The organism is Bradyrhizobium icense (genome assembly GCF_001693385.1).
Lineage (GTDB): Bacteria > Pseudomonadota > Alphaproteobacteria > Rhizobiales > Xanthobacteraceae > Bradyrhizobium > Bradyrhizobium icense.
Genome location: NZ_CP016428.1, coordinates 454,634 through 471,747, shown reverse-complemented (window position 1 = coordinate 471,747; position 17,114 = coordinate 454,634). Strand labels below are relative to the sequence as shown.

Annotated in this window: 16 protein-coding genes; 12 read left to right on the top strand and 4 right to left on the bottom strand. The window is 63.7% G+C overall.

Annotation, left to right across the window (positions count from 1 at the left end):
* Positions 1-2: 2 nt before the first annotated feature.
* The 3 genes from ilvD to LMTR13_RS02265 form a co-directional block, all read right to left on the bottom strand.
* Positions 3-1,847 (bottom strand): dihydroxy-acid dehydratase, encoded by a 1,845-nt coding sequence (ilvD, locus tag LMTR13_RS02275; RefSeq protein ID WP_065726502.1) that lies wholly within the window; start codon positions 1,845-1,847, stop codon positions 3-5.
* 134 nt (positions 1,848-1,981) lie between these two features.
* Complete coding sequence (locus LMTR13_RS02270) at positions 1,982-3,175, bottom strand: CaiB/BaiF CoA transferase family protein (RefSeq protein WP_065726501.1); 1,194 nt, start codon at positions 3,173-3,175, stop codon at positions 1,982-1,984.
* A gap of 232 nt (positions 3,176-3,407) precedes the next feature.
* Positions 3,408-4,337, bottom strand: coding sequence for a glycine reductase (locus LMTR13_RS02265; RefSeq protein WP_065726500.1), 930 nt, complete (start codon positions 4,335-4,337; stop codon positions 3,408-3,410).
* 275 nt (positions 4,338-4,612) lie between these two features.
* On the opposite strand from LMTR13_RS02265, the gene LMTR13_RS38610 reads away from it, so the two are divergent.
* Both LMTR13_RS38610 and LMTR13_RS02255 read left to right on the top strand, forming a co-directional pair.
* Positions 4,613-4,903, top strand: a complete 291-nt coding sequence (locus LMTR13_RS38610) for a hypothetical protein (protein ID WP_083218619.1) — start codon at positions 4,613-4,615, stop codon at positions 4,901-4,903.
* A 188-nt stretch (positions 4,904-5,091) separates the two neighbouring features.
* Complete coding sequence (locus tag LMTR13_RS02255; RefSeq protein ID WP_065726498.1) at positions 5,092-5,319, top strand: dodecin; 228 nt, start codon at positions 5,092-5,094, stop codon at positions 5,317-5,319.
* Between the two features lie 58 nt (positions 5,320-5,377).
* Here the strand turns inward: LMTR13_RS02255 and LMTR13_RS02250 are convergent, their stop codons facing one another.
* Positions 5,378-7,171, bottom strand: coding sequence for a potassium/proton antiporter (locus tag LMTR13_RS02250; protein WP_065726497.1), 1,794 nt, complete (start codon positions 7,169-7,171; stop codon positions 5,378-5,380).
* A 226-nt stretch (positions 7,172-7,397) separates the two neighbouring features.
* Between LMTR13_RS02250 and LMTR13_RS02245 the strand changes: the two genes are divergently transcribed.
* The 10 genes from LMTR13_RS02245 to LMTR13_RS02205 all read left to right on the top strand — a co-directional run bounded on the left by LMTR13_RS02245 (position 7,398) and on the right by LMTR13_RS02205 (position 17,032).
* Complete coding sequence (locus LMTR13_RS02245) at positions 7,398-8,708, top strand: mechanosensitive ion channel family protein (RefSeq protein WP_065726496.1); 1,311 nt, start codon at positions 7,398-7,400, stop codon at positions 8,706-8,708.
* 116 nt (positions 8,709-8,824) lie between these two features.
* The gene (map, locus tag LMTR13_RS02240; protein WP_065726495.1) at positions 8,825-9,649 is read left to right on the top strand and encodes a type I methionyl aminopeptidase; all 825 of its coding nucleotides are present in this window, start codon (positions 8,825-8,827) and stop codon (positions 9,647-9,649) included.
* A gap of 79 nt (positions 9,650-9,728) precedes the next feature.
* Positions 9,729-10,442, top strand: coding sequence for a RadC family protein (radC, locus tag LMTR13_RS02235; protein ID WP_065726494.1), 714 nt, complete (start codon positions 9,729-9,731; stop codon positions 10,440-10,442).
* Positions 10,443-10,557: 115 nt separating this feature from the next.
* A complete protein-coding gene (locus LMTR13_RS41485) occupies positions 10,558-10,725 on the top strand; it encodes a hypothetical protein (protein WP_197520984.1) in 168 nt (55 codons plus the stop codon).
* A 493-nt stretch (positions 10,726-11,218) separates the two neighbouring features.
* Positions 11,219-11,794 (top strand): HdeD family acid-resistance protein, encoded by a 576-nt coding sequence (locus LMTR13_RS02230; RefSeq protein ID WP_065726493.1) that lies wholly within the window; start codon positions 11,219-11,221, stop codon positions 11,792-11,794.
* Positions 11,795-11,852: 58 nt separating this feature from the next.
* Positions 11,853-12,083 carry a LapA family protein gene (locus LMTR13_RS02225; RefSeq protein WP_065732351.1) on the top strand — a complete coding sequence of 77 codons (231 nt, stop codon included), beginning with the start codon at positions 11,853-11,855 and terminating at the stop codon, positions 12,081-12,083.
* A gap of 39 nt (positions 12,084-12,122) precedes the next feature.
* The gene (locus LMTR13_RS02220; protein ID WP_065726492.1) at positions 12,123-13,151 is read left to right on the top strand and encodes a patatin-like phospholipase family protein; all 1,029 of its coding nucleotides are present in this window, start codon (positions 12,123-12,125) and stop codon (positions 13,149-13,151) included.
* Between the two features lie 14 nt (positions 13,152-13,165).
* Positions 13,166-14,620, top strand: coding sequence for a GntP family permease (locus tag LMTR13_RS02215; protein WP_065732350.1), 1,455 nt, complete (start codon positions 13,166-13,168; stop codon positions 14,618-14,620).
* A 250-nt stretch (positions 14,621-14,870) separates the two neighbouring features.
* Positions 14,871-15,938 carry an ABC transporter ATP-binding protein gene (locus tag LMTR13_RS02210; protein ID WP_156795391.1) on the top strand — a complete coding sequence of 356 codons (1,068 nt, stop codon included), beginning with the start codon at positions 14,871-14,873 and terminating at the stop codon, positions 15,936-15,938.
* Between the two features lie 152 nt (positions 15,939-16,090).
* Positions 16,091-17,032: an ABC transporter ATP-binding protein gene (locus LMTR13_RS02205; protein ID WP_236843532.1), complete on the top strand. Its 942-nt coding sequence runs from the start codon at positions 16,091-16,093 to the stop codon at positions 17,030-17,032.
* Positions 17,033-17,114 lie beyond the last annotated feature (82 nt).

Below are 17,114 nucleotides of genomic sequence, written 5' to 3'. Positions count from 1 at the left end.
ACTCACTCCGGCACAATTCGCACCGCGCCGCGGGCGGCGCTCGTCGTCAGGGCCGCGTAGGCCTTCAGCGCCATCGTCACATTGCGGCTGCGCTTCTTGGCAGGCTTCCAGGCGTCCGCGCCGCGGGCCAGCATGGCCTCGCGGCGCTTTGCCAGCGTTGCGTCATCGACTGCGAGGCTGATCGAACGTGCGGGGATGTCGATCTTGATCAGGTCGCCGTCTTCGACGAGGCCGATCAGGCCGCCTTCGGCGGCTTCCGGCGAGATGTGTCCGATCGAGAGGCCCGAGGAGCCGCCGGAGAAGCGGCCGTCGGTGATCAGCGCGCAGACCTTTCCGAGCCCCTTCGATTTCAGATAGCTGGTCGGATACAGCATCTCCTGCATGCCGGGGCCGCCGCGCGGCCCCTCATAGCGGACCACGACGACGTCGCCGGCCCTGATCTTGCCGCCCAGAATGCCTTCGACCGCCGCGTCCTGGCTTTCGAAAATCCGCGCCGGTCCTTCGAACTTCAAAATGCTCTCGTCGACGCCGGCGGTCTTCACGATACAGCCGTCGAGCGCCAGATTGCCCGACAGCACCGCGAGGCCGCCATCCTTGGAGAAAGCGTGCGCGGCGTCGCGGATGCAGCCGGTGGCGCGATCGGTATCGAGTTCCTCGAACCGGCGCTCCTGGCTGAACGCGACCTGCGTCGGCACGTTGCCTGGCGCCGCCGTGAAGAACTTGCGGACGCTTTCGCTCCTGGTCTGCTTGATATCCCAGCGGCTCAGCGCGTCTTCCAGCGTCTTGGAGTGAACCATCGGCAGGCCGTGGTTGAGCAGCCCGGCGCGATCGAGTTCGCCGAGGATAGCCATGATACCGCCGGCACGATGAACATCTTCCAGATGCACGTCCGCCACCGACGGCGCCACCTTGCAGAGAACAGGCACGCGCCGTGACAAGCGGTCGATATCCTGCATCGTGAACGGTACCTTGCCTTCGTAGGCCGCGGCCAGCAGATGCAGCACGGTATTGGTCGAGCCGCCCATGGCGATGTCGAGCGTCATGGCGTTCTCGAACGCCTTGAAGTTCGCGATCGTGCGCGGCAGCGCGGTCTCGTCATCCTGCTCGTAATAGCGCCGCGCCAGATCGACGATCAGGTGGCCGGCCTCGACGAACAGGCCCCTGCGGTCGGCATGCGTCGCCAGCACCGAGCCGTTACCCGGCAGCGCCAAGCCCAGCGCCTCGGTGAGGCAGTTCATCGAATTGGCGGTGAACATGCCAGAGCACGAGCCGCAGGTCGGGCACGCCGAGCGCTCGATCGTTTCGACATCCGCGTCGCTGACGCTGGTATCGGCCGCGGCGACCATGGCGTCGATCAGGTCGACCGCGCGGACCTTGCCCTTGAGGTTGACCTTGCCGGATTCCATCGGGCCGCCGGAGACGAACACGGTCGGGATGTTGATGCGCAGCGCCGCCATCAGCATGCCGGGCGTGATCTTGTCGCAGTTGGAGATGCAGACCATCGCGTCGGCGCAATGCGCGTTGACCATGTACTCGACGCTGTCGGCGATGATTTCGCGCGAGGGCAGGCTGTAGAGCATGCCGTCATGGCCCATCGCGATGCCGTCGTCGACCGCGATGGTGTTGAACTCCTTGGCGACGCCGCCGGCCTTCTCGATCTCGCGCGCGACGAGCTGGCCGAGATCCTTCAGGTGGACGTGGCCTGGCACGAACTGGGTGAACGAATTGACCACGGCAATGATCGGCTTGCCAAAATCCTCGTTCTTCATGCCGGTGGCGCGCCAGAGGCCGCGGGCGCCCGCCATGTTACGGCCGTGGGTCGTGGTTCGGGAGCGGTAGGCGGGCATGGTCTATCCTTTTGGATCGGGAAAGGCGTCTTTTAGACGGTAAGCGCTGCCGCTCAAAGCGGCTTGGTGCAGGGTCGTTATGCGCTGGCATGTCCAAAACGGGACAGGGACCAGACGCCCCTGCCCCGCTACCGCTAGACGACCTCGCGCGCGCGCAGTTCCGCGATCGCCTTTGCGTCATAGCCCAGCGAGGCCAGCACCTCCTCGGTGTGGGCGCCGAGCGCGGGCGCCATGCGGTCGAGCCTCCCGCCGCCATGGGCGAGCTGAAAGCCGCTGCCGGCAAAGCGCAGGCGGCCATAGGGCGTATCGATCTCCTGAATGGCGCCGCGCGCGGCTATCTGCGGGTGGTCGATCACCTCCTCGATCTTCCAGATGCTGGCGCAGGGCGCGCCTGCGGCTTCCAGGAGCTTTTCCCACTCGCGCGGGTCCTTCTTCGATAGCGCCTCCTCGATGATGGCCCGTAGCGCCGGCTCATTCTCTTGCCGGGCAAACCAGTCGACGAAGCGCGGGTCGTCCAGCGCATCGGCGCGGCCGAGCGCGGTCATCAAGGCGCGGTATTGCTTCTCGCTGTTGACGGCGAGCAGCAGATAGCCGTCGCCGGCCTTGAACAGGTTGGCGGTCGGCCTTCGGCTCACGGCCTGATTGCCGGAAAGCTGCTGGCGGTGGCCGGCAACCGAGTAGTCCGCGACCTGTCCTGACAGGAACGCCAGCGTCGCCTCGAGCATCGAGACGTCGACCAACTGACCCTTGCCGGTATGGCTGCGCTGGAACAGCGCACTCGACACGCCGAAGGCTGCGGTCGCGCCCGACAGCACGTCGCAGACCGCAAAGCCGGCCCGTGTCGGCCCGGTCTCGGGATGGCCGGTGATCGACATGATGCCCGACAGCGCCTGGATCTTGCCGTCATAGCCGGCGCCCAGCCGTTCCGGCCCGGTCTGTCCGAAGCCCGAAATGGCGCAATAGATCAGCCGCGGATTGATCTCAGACAGTGCGGCATAGCCGATGCCGAGCTTGTCCATCACGCCGGGACGGAAATTCTCCATCACGACGTCGGCCTGCGCAGCGAGCTGCTTGACGATGGCGATCGCCTCCGGTCTCGAGAGATCGAGGGTGAGGCTGCGCTTGTTGCCGTTGATCGCCTGCCAGCCCGGCGCCAGCCCCCGCTCGGCCCATTCGCGGCTCAGCGGCGTGCGCCGCATATCCTCGCCCTCGCGCCGCTCCACCTTGATGACGTCGGCCCCGAGCAGCGCGAGTTGGTAGCTCGCATAGGGACCAGCCAGCACCTGCGTGAAGTCGAGAATCTTCACGCCTTCGAACGGTCGGGTCAAAGGGACGTCCTCCTGCTTTTTCTTTCCCTCTCCCTTTGTGGGAGAGAATGGCCGTGAAGTGCACCCTCCCCTGGAGGGGGAGGGTCGGCTCACATGGAGCGCAGCGAAATGTGAGGCGGGGTGGGGTGATCTCTCCACTCGGGCACCGTTGGACGTGGAGAGACCGTCACCCCACTCCGCCACGCATCTCGCGATGCGTGTCGACCCTCCCCCTTCAGGGGAGGGTGAACGATCAGGCCGCCCGGTTGCCGCGCGCGATTTCCTTCTGCTTGTCGAACTCGGCGCGGCGCCGCGCCAGTTCTTCCGGGCTCATCTGCGAGATGTTGTTGTAATCGAGTTTCCAGGAAGCATCCTCGCTCCAGCGCAGCGGCGACTGCATCGTGGTGCGCGCGCCCGGCGCCGATTCGAGTAGCCGCAGCGCCAGTTCGAGCGTCAGCGCCTGCGACTCCAAATCATGCGGCTTGCCGGCGGAATTGCCGAGCGGGAAATCCGAAAACAGGAAGCGCGGCGCGGCCGCATACTCGACGATATCCTTGGCGCAACCCATGACGACGGTGGCGATGCCGTTGGCTTCGAGGTGGCGAGCCACCAGAGCAGACGTCTGGTGGCACACCGGGCAGTTCGGCACGATCACGGCGGCGTCCACCTGATCGGCGAGGCAGCGAGCGAGAATGTCGGGCGCGTCGACGTCGATGGTGACGCGGTGGCTGCGATTGGTCGGCGCGCCGAAGAAGCGCGGCGCGACCTCGCCGACGCGGCCCGAGGCCTTGGCTTTCAGAAGCTGCGGCAACGGAAACCACGTGCCGCTGTCGGTTGCCGAGGTGTGCTTGCGGTCGTAGCCGATATGCGAGATGCGCAAATCGTGCTGCTTCGAGGTGTCGCCGTCATAGACCTGGTAGAACTTGGCGCTGCCGTTGTACGCCGCGCCCGGTCCCTGGTCGCCCTTGATGGGATCGTATTGGGCGGCCGTGGTGACGATGGTGACGCGCGATTGCGCCAGCGGCTTCTTCAGCGGCTGGAACGGCGCGTCGACATAATGCGCCCAGCGGTAGGGCGTGGTGTAACCGATCGCCGCGTAGTAGTCGCGGGTCCGCTGCATATAGGGAACGGCAGAATCATGATCGGGCGCAAAGCCGAGCTGGTCGTCAGAGGGGCCGGACATTGTTGTGTCTCCTGCGTTTCCACCGTGCGGCCGTGAAGCAGCCTTGTCCCGCAGGCTACTGATACTCCGTTCATTCCTCAACTGCGGATATTGCATCAGACCTGCGCAGGATCGCGCTTCCTGATCGCGTGGCCAAAGGCTGGATGGCATCGAATGCTGGCTGCGTGCTGTAGGTCACACGTGAACGCGCATTCATAAAAATCCCTCGAACTTTCTCCGTACCGGGCGCGTCTCAAATGCATAGCAGGCAATCACGCCTGGAGCGGAGAACAGGAATGTTTCGTAAGATTACCCTCGCTGCCGTCGCCGCCATTGCCATGACCGCGGCTGCGGTCGCACCGGCGTTCGCCGGCGGCAAGCATGGTGGCCATCACGGCCATGGCCACGGTCATCACGGCCATGGTCATCACGGCCATGGTCATCATGGCCACGGTCACCATGGTCATGGTCACTGGGGCCACGGTCACTTTGGAAAGTCCTTCTATGTCGGCGGGAGCTGCTACAGGACCGTCTTCACCAAATATGGTCCGCGCACCGTGTACGTCTGCGCTCCCTACATCTACTGAGGGCGCATAGCACATGGACGGGAAGGCCTCAGCCGACGGCTGGGGCCTTTTCGTTCGTTGAATCGCTCCCTCAGCCGGCGGCTTTCGATGGAACTGAAGAGCTTGAGAACTCGTTCAGAATGGACACGCTCCTGTCAGAACTTTGAACAGGAGGAAGCAGGCACCAATCGCCGCAACGGAGGTTAGCAATGCCGCATACCGCTGGAACGACGGATCACGTTTACAAGATTCTGGATCTCGCCGGATCGTCCGAAAAAAGCATCGAGGATGCCATTCAGAACGCCATCACCCGCGCATCAAAGACCATTCGCGAATTGAAATGGTTCGAAGTCGTGCAGACCCGAGGCCACATCGAAAACGGGGCTGTTCGCCACTACCAGGTCACCTTGCGCGTTGGATTTACGTTGGAGGAGTAACTCCAGGCGAAGTGGCGGCACCAGCGGTAGCGGACTCGGAGGAGCGGCGCCGACGGAATCAGACCCCCGCCACCGACGACCAGATCTCCGCAAGCTTGCGCTTGAAGGCCTGCCCACGCGTCAGGGGCACGCCCTCCTCCTCATCTTCCGGCAGCCGCAGGCCAACCACGTTGACGCGGCCGCCACTGATATTGCGCGCGACAAGGACGATGGGATCCAGCGCCAGATCCGCGCCTTCTTTCGGCGCGTGATCGAGATGAATATCGAAATAATCCGACAGCGTCAGCTTGGCCTGATCCTCGCTGATGGCGACGCCATAGACCTCCGCCAGCTCACCCAGCGTGTGCTCGCCCGACACGATGAAATCGCCGAGCAGATGCGGGTCGGGCGCCGTGCTCGGCGGCATGTCGACAAAGAAGCGATCCAGCGCCTCGGCTTTTTCCGGCGGTGCCAGCAGATAGACGTAGTCACCGGCTTCGATCGGATCGGCCTCGGCAGGCGAGAGAATCCGCTCGTCCCGGATGACGAGCGTCGGCTTCGACCAGGATGGCGTGAGGCCACGGCGGAAATACAGGCTCTTCGCCCGTACCGGATAGCCGACCAGTTGCTGCTCGAGCTGGCCCGGCAGATCGAGCTCGACACGCCGCGGCCCGCGATCGACGCGTGGCAGCGCCACGTGCAGCCAGCGCGCCGCCGGCGCCAGTGTCCAGCCCTGCAGCAAGAGCGAGATGATGACGACGACAAAGGCGACGTCGAAATAGAGATAGGCTTTTGGCAATCCGACCAGCATCGGGATCGAGGCGAGAAAGATCGCGACCGCGCCACGCAGGCCGGTCCAGGCGATGAATATCTTTTCCCGCCAGTTGAACCGGAACGGTACGAGGCACAGCAACACCGCGATCGGGCGCGCTAGCAGCATCAGCGCCAGCGCCACGATCACGGCCGGACCGACGCTGTCCATCAAACGCTGCGGCGACGAGAGGAGTCCGAGCAGGACAAACATCACGATCTGCGCCAGCCAGGTCGCGGCGTCGAGAAAAGTGATCACCGAATTATGCGCCCGCGTCGGCCGGTTGCCGACGACGATGCCGGCGAGATAGACCGCAAGAAAGCCCGAGGCATGCGCGATCTGCGCCACGCCAAAAATCACCAGTGCGGCCGTGGTGACGAAGGGTGCATGCAGGCCCTGCGGCAGCGCCATGCGGTTGAGCGCCAACACCACCAGGCGGCCGCCGATCACGCCGACGAAAGCGCCGAGCAGACCTTCGCGGGCGAGTTCGAATACGACATGTCCGGCCGAGCTTTGACCGATGGAAATGAATTCGACCAGCATCAAGGTGAGGAAGATCGCGATCGGATCGTTGGTGCCGGATTCCGCTTCCAGCGTAGCCCCGACTCGCGGGCGGAGGCGCAGGCCCTGCGTGTGGACGAGCAGAAATACCGCGGCGGCATCGGTCGACGCCACCACCGCGCCGACCAGCAGCGACTCGGTCCAGTTCAGGTCGAGCACGTATTTGGCGACGGGCGCGGTAATCAGCGCGGTGAGCAATACGCCGATGGTCGCCAACACCATCGATGGCGCAAGCACCGTGCGAATGCTCTGAAACTTGGTGCGTAGCCCACCGTCGAACAGGATCAGCGCCAGCGCCACCGAGCCGACCAGATAGGTCGTGCGAACGTCGTTGAAGCTGAGCTGGCCCGGCCCCGCATCGCCCGCCAGCATGCCGATCAGCAGGAACACCAGCAGCAGCGGCGCCCCGAAGCGCAGCGCAAGCAGGCTGGAAAGGATGCCCGCCATCACCAGAACGGCACCCAGAAAGATGGCGATACTGACCGAGTCGAGAGAAGTCATGAACCTCCGATATCGTTGCAAATACTTGCAATTGCATCCTTATCGTTGCCACACTTGATCGCCAACCCATTTCTGCGATAGCGGCAATGCCTCCGATTTACGGGCCTAACTTGCTCCCGCGACCGTCCTGTCAATGGCATCCGCACTCCGCTTGTGGGAATCTGCCTGCACCTTGCGAATCAACTTTGCCTGATGAGGCCGTGGTGGCCTCGAACGAGATTTTCCGATGGATTTGAAAGAGATCATCGAGATCCTGCACAGCGCCGCGCGCTCGGTCGGCGCCGAGGTCACCTCGCCCTGGTTTTATCTGCAACTGGGACTGATCCTGACGGCCGCAGGCATCGCCTGGGCCGGCGCCGCCGCCGTGCGCTCCAGGATAGACGTTTCGTCCGTTGCGATGGGATGGCCGGCGCCTTTCCGGCTGTTCGTCCGCGTGCTGGTCGGCAGCACGGCCACGGCAGTGTTCGCGCTCCTGATGACGCTGACGCGCGGGGTCATGATCGCGTCGACCTGGCCGAGCCGCAGCTATCTGCTGGCGGTTGCCGCCAAGCTCGCCTTCGCGTGGCTGGTCATCAACCTCATCACCTCGGTGATCCGGAATACCTTCGTGGTGCGGCTGGTGTCGATATCGGCCTGGCTGGTGGTGGCCCTGAGCATCCTGGGCCAGCTCGAGCCGGTGGTCGAGGCGCTCGACTCGGTCTCGATCGTGCTCGGCGATCTCAGGCTGACGCCGCTGCTGCTGATCAAGCTTGGCGCGCTCCTGATCGTGGCGTTGTGGCTGACCAACATCGCCAGCAATTTCGTGGAAGGCCGCATCACCCGGTCCGGCGACCTGACTCCATCGATCCAGGTGCTGCTGGTCAAGATCGTCCGGTTCACGCTGATGGCATTCGCCGTCGCGGTTGCCCTGAGCGCGGTCGGCATCAACCTCGCGGCGCTCGCGGTGTTCACCGGCGCGGCCGGTGTCGGTATCGGCCTCGGCCTGCAGAAGATCGTCGCCAACTTCATCAGCGGCATCATCCTCTTGGTCGACAAGTCGGTGAAGCCGGGCGATCTCGTCACGATCGGCGACAACACCGGGCGCATCAGCACGATGAAGACGCGCTACATCTCGGTTGCCGCCGGCGACGGCCGCGAGTTCCTGATCCCGAATGAGGATCTGGTGACGCAGAAGGTCGTGAACTGGACCTATACCGACAAGAACACGCTGGTGAAGGTGCTGTTCAGCACCAACTACGACGCCGATCCGCGGGCGGTATGCAAGCTGGCCATCGACATTGCCGGCGCCGTGCCGCGCGCCATCAAGAACAAGCCCCCGAACTGCATCCTGACCGAATTCGCCGAAGCCGGGATGAAGTTCTCGCTGACCTTCTGGCTGCCCGATCCTGACGGCCTCGACAGCGTCAAGAGCGAGGTGATGCTGGCGCTGTGGGACGCGTTCAAGCGGGAGGGGATCCGTGTTCCCTATCCGGTCCGCGAAATCCGCGTCCGCGGCGGCGCGCTGCCGGTCGAGCCCGTGGTGGAAGTTTCCGGCTAGATGCAAGCCTTTTAAAGCTGCGCCGTGGCCCAACCTCGGCTTGCACTGACCGGTTGGATCATTAGATTAGGCATTCAAAATCAGCCCTTTTTCCCGTTTCCGAGCATGACCCGCCCATGAGCTATATCGAAGCCACCGACACCTCCTTGCGAAAAACCGGCCAGATCAAGCTGCATGGCGCCAGCGGCTTCGCCGGCATGCGCAAGGCCGGTGCGCTGGTAGCCAAATGCCTCGACGAGCTCACCGACGTCGTCACCGCCGGCGTCCCGACGTCGCGGATCGACGAGTTCGTGCGCGACTTCGCCTTCAGCCATGGCGCCTATCCGGCGACGCTGATGTATCGCGGCTACCGCTACTCGACCTGCACCTCGATCAATCACGTGGTCTGCCACGGCATGCCGGGCGATCGCGCGCTGAAGGAAGGCGACATCGTCAATATCGACGTCACCTTCATCGTCGACGGCTGGTACGGCGATTCCAGCCGGATGTATGTGATTGCTCCGATCGCCCGCAAGGCCGAGCGGCTGATCGAGGTCACCTATGAGGCGATGATGCGCGGCATCGCCGCAGTGAAGCCCGGCGCCACCACCGGCGACATCGGCCATGCCATCCAGAGTTTTGTCGAGCCGCAGGGCATGAGCGTGGTGCGCGATTTCTGCGGCCATGGCCTCGGGCGCATGTTCCACGACGAGCCCAACATCATCCATATCGGCCGTCCCGGCGAAGGCGTGATGCTCAAGCCCGGCATGTTCTTCACCATCGAGCCGATGATCAATCTCGGCAAGCCGCATGTGAAGATCCTGTCCGACGGCTGGACCGCGGTGACCCGCGACCGCTCGCTTTCGGCGCAGTTCGAGCATTCGGTCGGCGTCACTGCGACCGGCGTCGAAATTTTTACGCTGTCAGAGCGCAACGGCGAGAAGCCGCTGGCGACGACCTGACCGGCGGACGGCATTTTCGCCGTCTCCCACCTGCAATTCGTGATTGCAAAACTTTTCCGGGACGGCATGCTCCCTGCTAATGCCTGCCAAGACCAGCGACAAGCCCGATCAACCCGCAGAGACGCCGCACTACCACGGCCATCGCGAGCGGCTGCGCGAGCGGTTTTACGGCGCGGGGCCTGAGGCGCTGAGCGACTATGAGCTGCTCGAGATGGCGCTGTTTCCGGCCCTGCCCCGGCGCGACACCAAGCCGCTGGCGAAAGCGCTGCTGAAGAAATTCGGCTCGTTCGCCGAGGTCATTCACGCGCCGGTGGCGCGCCTGCGCGAGGTCGACGGCATCGGCGAGGCCTCGATCAACCAGATCAAGCTGCTCGCCGCCGCCGCGAGCCGGATCGCGAAAGGCGAGATCAAGCGCAAGATTGCGCTCTCCTCCTGGAACGACGTGATCGAGTATTGCCGGAGCGGCATGGCGTTCGCCGACAAGGAGCAGTTCCGCCTGCTGTTCCTCGACAAGCGCAATCAACTGATCGCCGACGAGGTGCAGCAGACCGGCACCGTCGACCACACGCCGGTCTATCCCCGCGAGGTGATCAAACGCGCGCTCGAACTGTCAGCGACTGCGCTGATTCTAGTGCACAATCATCCGAGCGGCGATCCGACGCCGTCGCAAGCCGACATACACATGACCAAGGCCATCATCCAGATCGCCACCCCGCTCGGCATTTCCGTGCACGACCACATCATCGTCGGCAAGAACGGTCACACGAGCCTGAAGGGGATGCGGCTGATCTAGCTGTCGCGTGCATTTACCATCTATTAACTCTACGCTTCGCGCTTTGGCGAACGCGTGAGAGAGTGGCTCATCGGATGAGAGGGCGTGGCTCATTCTCGATGAGAGGGGATCGATGATGAATCAGCTAGCAGGACGGATAGGGGACGCGGCTCTTTCGATGAGCCCGGGGCACCTGGTCGACAAATTGCTCGACTGGCTTGAGGAACTGAGGGGCGCGATGGCGCTTGCTGAAATCGACGGATTGGCCCGCAGCGAGGCGCGAACCAAGGTGCTGTTCGATTGATTCGGCGACTAAAGCGCGATGGCACGGTCGAACCGCCGCCATCGTGCTTTTATTGGCCGGGATGCGATGGCACAAAGCCGCTGAAACAAATCAGCACCGGGCCAAATGGAGTGGATGTTTGCCCCAGATAGGCAAATTGCAGGTCAGCCGTCCGCCGGCTTGCAGCCAAAGCGATCGTGCAGATCGCCGCCCCCCTCGGCATTTCCATGCATGACCACATCATCGTCTGCAGAACGGGCATGTGGGCCTGAAGGGCTGAAGCTGATGTAGCGTATTGCTACCGCTCGATAATCGTCTATCGCCAACGAGGCGACCGGCATCGTGCCACGGCAGGACCTCGCACGGCGAAATCACGACCGATGATATCGAAATCAGGTGATCGCAACGCGCAGTTGCGCTAGTATCCACCTGTCGAGCGTCCCCTCGTCGCGCGCTCTAGCGTCGAGGGGCCGACAAACTAACGTCGGATAGGTTTTCGCATCGGAGGACCGTCATGACCAGCACCTCAGACACCGTAAAGACCCCTCAGGCCGGTTCGGATACGGCACCGCTACGCGCCAAGTGGGGGTGGATCTTCGCACTCGGCGTCGTCTATCTGCTCGCCGGGTTTATCGCGCTCGGCAGCGTCGCAATGGCCACCGTCGTCAGCGTCCTCGTGGTCGGCCTGATGATGATCATCGCCGGCGTCGCAGAGGTGTTTAGCGCCTTCCAGATCAAGAGCTGGGGCAAATTCCTGCTCTGGGTTCTGCTTGGCGTGCTCTACATCATCGCCGGCTTCGTCACGTTCCAGAATCCCCTGCTTGCCGCAGTGCTGCTAACCCTCGTTCTCGGCGCATCGCTGGTGGTCTCGGGCATCATGCGGATCGTGCTGGCCTTCAGCATGAAACGAGAAATGCCCTGGATCTGGGTCGCGCTATCCGGCGTGATCACGCTTCTGCTCGGCGTACTGATCCTGGTGCGCTGGCCGGTTTCGAGTCTCTATATTCTCGGCCTGTTCCTCGCTATCGATCTCATCATGGCCGGCGCTGGTTGGATCGGGCTCGGCTTCGGCCTGCGCCGCGCTCGCTGAGGTGTGGTTGGCGGGCTGCGCGTGGCGCAGTCTCTTGATCGACGAAAGGGAGGCGCCCATGCGCTGGATCTACCTCGCCGTCATCATTCTGTTCGCCGCGGCGACCATCATCTTCGCGCTGCAGAACCTCGAGGTCGTCACCATGTCCTTCCTCGGCCTGAATGCCCGCGTGCCGCTCGCTGTGCTGGTCGCCGTCGCCTACCTGCTGGGCGCGGCGACGGGCGGCAGTCTGTTCGCACTACTGCGGCGATCTTACGAAGGGTCGAGAGGAAGGATCGGGGCGTCCTGAATTGAGTGTCGTTTCATCTTCCGACTGGCGAGGGTGACGATGGACGAAACAGCGCGCGAACCCGTTCTGGTGGACCTTGCTTTGCAGGGCGGCGGCTCCCACGGCGCCTTCACCTGGGGCGTGCTCGACCGTCTGATCGAGGAGCCGTGGCTGCGGATCGAGGCAATCTCCGGCACGTCGGCGGGCGCAATGAATGCAGCCCTGGTGGCCGACGGGTGGACGCAAGGCGGCGCCGATGGCGCGCGGGCGGCGCTCGCGGCCTTTTGGCGAGGCGTGTCGCGCGCTGCCGCGTTCAGCCCGCTGCAGCGCTCGCCGCTCGACCGGCTGATGGGCCGCTGGACGCTCGACACGTCACCCGCCTATGTCGCCATGGACCTGATGGCCCGTGTGCTTTCGCCTTATGATCTCAATCCGCTCGGCCTCAACCCGCTGCGTGCCATCCTCGCCGAAAGCATCGATTTCGAGCGACTGGCCCGGGCATCAATCAGGCTGTTCGTCACCGCGACCAATGTGCGCACCGGCCGCGGCCGCATCTTCCGCAATGCGGAGATCACGGCCGACGTCCTGCTTGCCTCGGCTTGTCTGCCGACCATGTTCCAGGCGATCGAGATCGACGGCGAACCCTTTTGGGATGGCGGCTATGCCGGCAATCCGACCCTCACGCCGCTGGTGCGCGAAAGCGACGCTCACGACACCATCCTGGTGCAGATCAATCCGCGCGAACGACCGAAACCTCCGCGTACGGCGAACGAAATTCTCAACCGCCTCAACGAAATCTCCTTCAACTCGCCGCTAATGAAGGAATTGCGCATGATCGCGCTACTGCGCCAGGTGGCGGACCCCGGACATGGCGAGGGCGCGCGCTGGGCCGGAATGCGCACGCACCGGATCATGACCGACGCACTCACGGAATTCGGCGCATCATCCAAACTCAACGCTGAATGGGAGTTCGTTTCGCTGCTCAAGGAAGAAGGACGCAGGAGCGCCGACGCATTCCTCAAGGCGCATGCTGGCGACCTCGGCCGGCGCTCCACCGCCGATCTCGATGCACTGCTTGCGGAGTGCTGAGGGCGATGACCCTGTTGGGACTTCTCGGCATCCTGATCGGCCTTGGCCTGCTGATATTGTTCGCCTATCGGGGCTGGAGCGTGCTGCTGCTCGCGCCGCTCGCCGCGCTGGTTGCCGCGCTGTTTTCCCGTGAGCCGCTGCTGGCTCACTGGACCCAGACCTTCATGGTCAGCGCGGCAGGCTTTCTGGCCCAGTTCTTTTCGCTGTTTCTGCTCGGCGCCCTGTTCGGCAAACTGATGGAAGACAGCGGCTCTGTCGCCGCGATCGCGGACTTCATGACGCAGCGGCTGGGTACGCGGCGGGCTGTGCTCGCGGTGGTGCTTGCCGGAGCGCTCGTCACATATGGCGGCGTCAGTCTGTTTGTTGCCTTTTTCGTGCTCGCGCCGATGGCGCATGAGCTGTTTCGCAACGCCGGCATCCCGCGACGACTGATGCCGGCGGCGATTGTGCTCGGCACCTCCACCTTCACCATGTCGGCGCTGCCCGGCACGCCATCGATCCAGAACGCGATCCCGATGCCGTTCTTCGGCACCACGCCATTCGCCGCGCCCGGCCTTGGCATTCTGGCATCGTTGATCATGCTGGGTTTCGGCCTGTGGTGGCTCAACCGCGAAGTGGCCAACTCAAAAAGAAACGGCGAAGGCTTCGGCGACGGCGTGCCGATGCCTTCCGCCCGTCTTGCCACCGACGAAAAGCTGCGCGAACGCGCCACCACGGCGCGGGAGTTCGATCCTGCGGAGATCGTGCACGGTGCGGTGACCGACGCTCCGCCGTCGGTTGCACTCGCCGCACTTCCGCTCATTGTGGTGATTATCGTCAATCTCGCGATGGCGCTGCTCATCCTGCCGGCGCTGGACACCCGCTTTCTCGCCGAAGCTCGCTGGGGCGAGACGTCGCTCGCAGCCGTCGGCGGCGTATGGGCGGTGATCACAGCCCTCGCCTGTGCGATCGTGACGGTTCTCGCCGTCAGCCATCGGCGATTGCCGGCCCTGCGTGCAACCATGGACGCCGGCGCCAACGCCGCCGTACTGCCGGCCCTGAGCGTTGCGAGCCTGGTCGGCTTCGGCGCCGTGGTGGCGGCAATGCCCGCCTTCGATGTCGTGCGCGATACCGTGCTCGGCATCGGCGGCGGGCCGCTGGTCTCGCTCGCGGTGGCGACCAACGTGCTCGCCGCGCTCACGGGGTCGGCATCGGGCGGGCTGACCATTGCGCTCGACGCACTCGGGGCGACGTATATGACGCGCGCGACGGAGATCGGACTCGATCCCGGGCTGCTGCATCGCGTGGCGGTGATCAGTTCGGGTACGCTAGACAGCCTGCCGCACAACGGCGCGGTCGTCACGCTGCTCGCCGTCTGCGGATCGACGCACCGGGACAGCTATCGCGACATCGTCATCGTCGGCATCGTCGGCGCACTCATCGCCCTCGTTGCCGTCATCGCGCTCGGCTCGGTGGCGGGATCGTTCTGAGCCATCGGCGCGGCCTGCCGTCTCGGGGTAAACTGGTGCACAACCACCCCTCCGGCGATCCGACGCCCTCGCTCCCGGGTTGACCGTTCGCAAATGCAACAATTCTCAACCGGGATGTCGTAGACGCCCAGGATGCATGGCGGCTGGCCGCCAGCCGGGCCGATGCATTCAAGACCTTAGTCTAAATTGTCGCAGTACCGCAGGATTGGGTTTGACTTGCGACCGAGAGACTCGAAAGATCAAGACGCAAATGGAGGCGGGTCAGGTCAAGCGGCCGAAAGGCCATCTGTACAGTACCGATGACGAGAGGCGCGAGGTGTCCAGGCTTCTCAAGATAGACAGTTTGCAAACCTACTTCTTCTCGGCGGCCGGTGTGGTCAAGGCTGTCGACGGTATCAGCTTTGATGTCAATCAGGGCGAGACGATAGCTATCGTTGGCGAGTCTGGATGCGGCAAGTCCGTCAGCGCGCTCTCGATCCTGCGGCTGGTCGCCGATCCGCCCGGCCGTATCATTGGCGGCAGCATTCGCTTCCGGGACAGAGACCTTCTCAAGCTGAGCGATGAGGAAATCCGAGAGGTCCGAGGCAAAGACATTGCCATGGTGTTTCAGGAGCCGATGACTTCGCTCAATCCGGTACTGACGATCGGGAGACAGCTCACCGAGACCATGGAGCAGCACCTCGACATGACCCGGGACCAAGCGGTCGCGCGTGCGATCGAGCTGTTGGGCATGGTGGGGATATCGGATCCGGAGCGTCGACTGAGGCAGTATCCGCATCACTTCAGCGGCGGCATGCGCCAACGCGTGATGATCGCCATGGCCTTGTGCTGCGAGCCCAAGCTGATCATCGCCGACGAACCGACAACGGCGCTCGACGTGACCGTTCAGGCGCAGATTCTCGAGCTGATGAAGGATCTGACGCAGCGCCTGGGCGTGGCGCTGATCATCATCACCCACAATCTTGGCATCGTCGCGCGCTATGCTGACAGGGTCAATGTCATGTACGCGGGCAGGATCATCGAGAGTGGAACCGCGCACGACATCTATCACCATCCCCACCATCCATACACGCTGGCACTGCTGCGTTCGGTACCGCGCATGGATCAGCCGCGCCGGGCTCGGCTCGATCCGGTGGAGGGACAGCCGCCCGACCTTTCGCGCCTCGGCGCCGGCTGCTCGTTCCATCCGCGCTGCGGCTTTGCGATTGCGCGCTGCACGACTCAGTCGCCTCCCTTGGAGCGGATCGATGGCGGCGATCATCTCGCGGCATGCTTTGAGGCGGACAACGTAGCCCGATCGATGGCGAGGTCGTCATGACCCCCATGGAACCAACCGGTGCGGTACGGCGGAGCGCCGAAGCGGCGGCACAGGTAGCGACCGTCGTGCCGGACGTCGCGCTCGAGCATAGGCGCCAATCGGAACGGCGTGTCGCCCTGGCGCCGGAGTTGGTCACGATTCGCAACCTGAAAATGCACTTTCCGGTGACTGAGGGCGCTCTCTTCTCCAAAGAGGTCGCTCGCGTGAAGGCTGTCGACGGAATCAACCTCAGCATCCGCAAAGGAGAGACGCTCGGATTGGTCGGCGAGTCGGGTTGCGGCAAGACCACCACTGGTCGGTGCATCCTGCGACTCGAGCATCCGACCGGAGGCGAGATCCTGTTCGACGGCAAGAATCTGGTCGATCTCGATCAGAAATCGATGCGGGCCCTGCGGCAGAAGATCCAGGTCATCTTCCAGGATCCTTACAGCTCCCTCAATCCGCGCATGAAGATCGGGGAGATCATCTCCGAGCCGATGAAGGTGCACGGGACCGAGCCGAACAAGGCAGCGCGCGATGCGCGGGTCACGGAATTGCTCCGCCTGTGTGGCCTGGATCCCAAGTTTGCCGACCGCTACCCACACGAGATGAGCGGCGGCCAGCGCCAGCGCGTCGGCATCGCACGCGCCCTATCGGTGCGTCCGGAATTCATCATCTGCGACGAGGCGATCTCGGCCTTGGATGTATCGATTCAGGCGCAGATCATCAATTTGCTGGAGGATCTGCGAGAGCAGTTCGGACTGACTTATCTGTTCATCGCGCACGACCTCAGCGTCGTTCGCCACCTATGTCATCGCGTCGCAGTCATGTATCTCGGCAAGATCGTCGAACTGGCGGATTGCGACGAATTGTATGGCAATCCTCTGCATCCCTATACTCAGGCGCTTCTCGCCGCCGTGCCGGTGCCGGATCCCGACTTGGAGAGGGCGCGCGCCCATCGGATCGTGAGAGGCGAAGTGCCGAGTCCGATGAATCCGCCGAAGGGATGCGTGTTTCATCCGCGCTGCCCGCTTGCGGTCGACAGCTGTGCGAAGGATATCCCGGAGTTCAGGGAACTGCGGCCCGGGCATTGGGTGGCTTGTTCCGTAATTTGAATAAAAGCCCCGTAAGAAGGGCGACCGGCCAGGGGCGTAAAACCCCGCCCATAAAAACCAGGAGGAATATGTTCCAGAGGGA

Bases quoted from the DNA above. Each gene is read 5' to 3' on its own strand.
- ilvD (WP_065726502.1), bottom strand. From the start codon at position 1,847: ATGCCCGCCTACCGCTCCCGAACCACGACCCACGGCCGTAACATGGCG.
- LMTR13_RS02265 (WP_065726500.1), bottom strand. From the start codon at position 4,337: ATGTCCGGCCCCTCTGACGACCAGCTCGGCTTTGCGCCCGATCATGAT.
- LMTR13_RS38610 (WP_083218619.1), top strand. From the start codon at position 4,613: ATGTTTCGTAAGATTACCCTCGCTGCCGTCGCCGCCATTGCCATGACC.
- LMTR13_RS02255 (WP_065726498.1), top strand. From the start codon at position 5,092: ATGCCGCATACCGCTGGAACGACGGATCACGTTTACAAGATTCTGGAT.
- LMTR13_RS02250 (WP_065726497.1), bottom strand. From the start codon at position 7,171: ATGACTTCTCTCGACTCGGTCAGTATCGCCATCTTTCTGGGTGCCGTT.
- LMTR13_RS02245 (WP_065726496.1), top strand. From the start codon at position 7,398: ATGGATTTGAAAGAGATCATCGAGATCCTGCACAGCGCCGCGCGCTCG.
- map (WP_065726495.1), top strand. From the start codon at position 8,825: ATGAGCTATATCGAAGCCACCGACACCTCCTTGCGAAAAACCGGCCAG.
- radC (WP_065726494.1), top strand. From the start codon at position 9,729: ATGCCTGCCAAGACCAGCGACAAGCCCGATCAACCCGCAGAGACGCCG.
- LMTR13_RS41485 (WP_197520984.1), top strand. From the start codon at position 10,558: ATGAATCAGCTAGCAGGACGGATAGGGGACGCGGCTCTTTCGATGAGC.
- LMTR13_RS02230 (WP_065726493.1), top strand. From the start codon at position 11,219: ATGACCAGCACCTCAGACACCGTAAAGACCCCTCAGGCCGGTTCGGAT.
- LMTR13_RS02225 (WP_065732351.1), top strand. From the start codon at position 11,853: ATGCGCTGGATCTACCTCGCCGTCATCATTCTGTTCGCCGCGGCGACC.
- LMTR13_RS02220 (WP_065726492.1), top strand. From the start codon at position 12,123: ATGGACGAAACAGCGCGCGAACCCGTTCTGGTGGACCTTGCTTTGCAG.
- LMTR13_RS02210 (WP_156795391.1), top strand. From the start codon at position 14,871: ATGGAGGCGGGTCAGGTCAAGCGGCCGAAAGGCCATCTGTACAGTACC.
- LMTR13_RS02205 (WP_236843532.1), top strand. From the start codon at position 16,091: ATGCACTTTCCGGTGACTGAGGGCGCTCTCTTCTCCAAAGAGGTCGCT.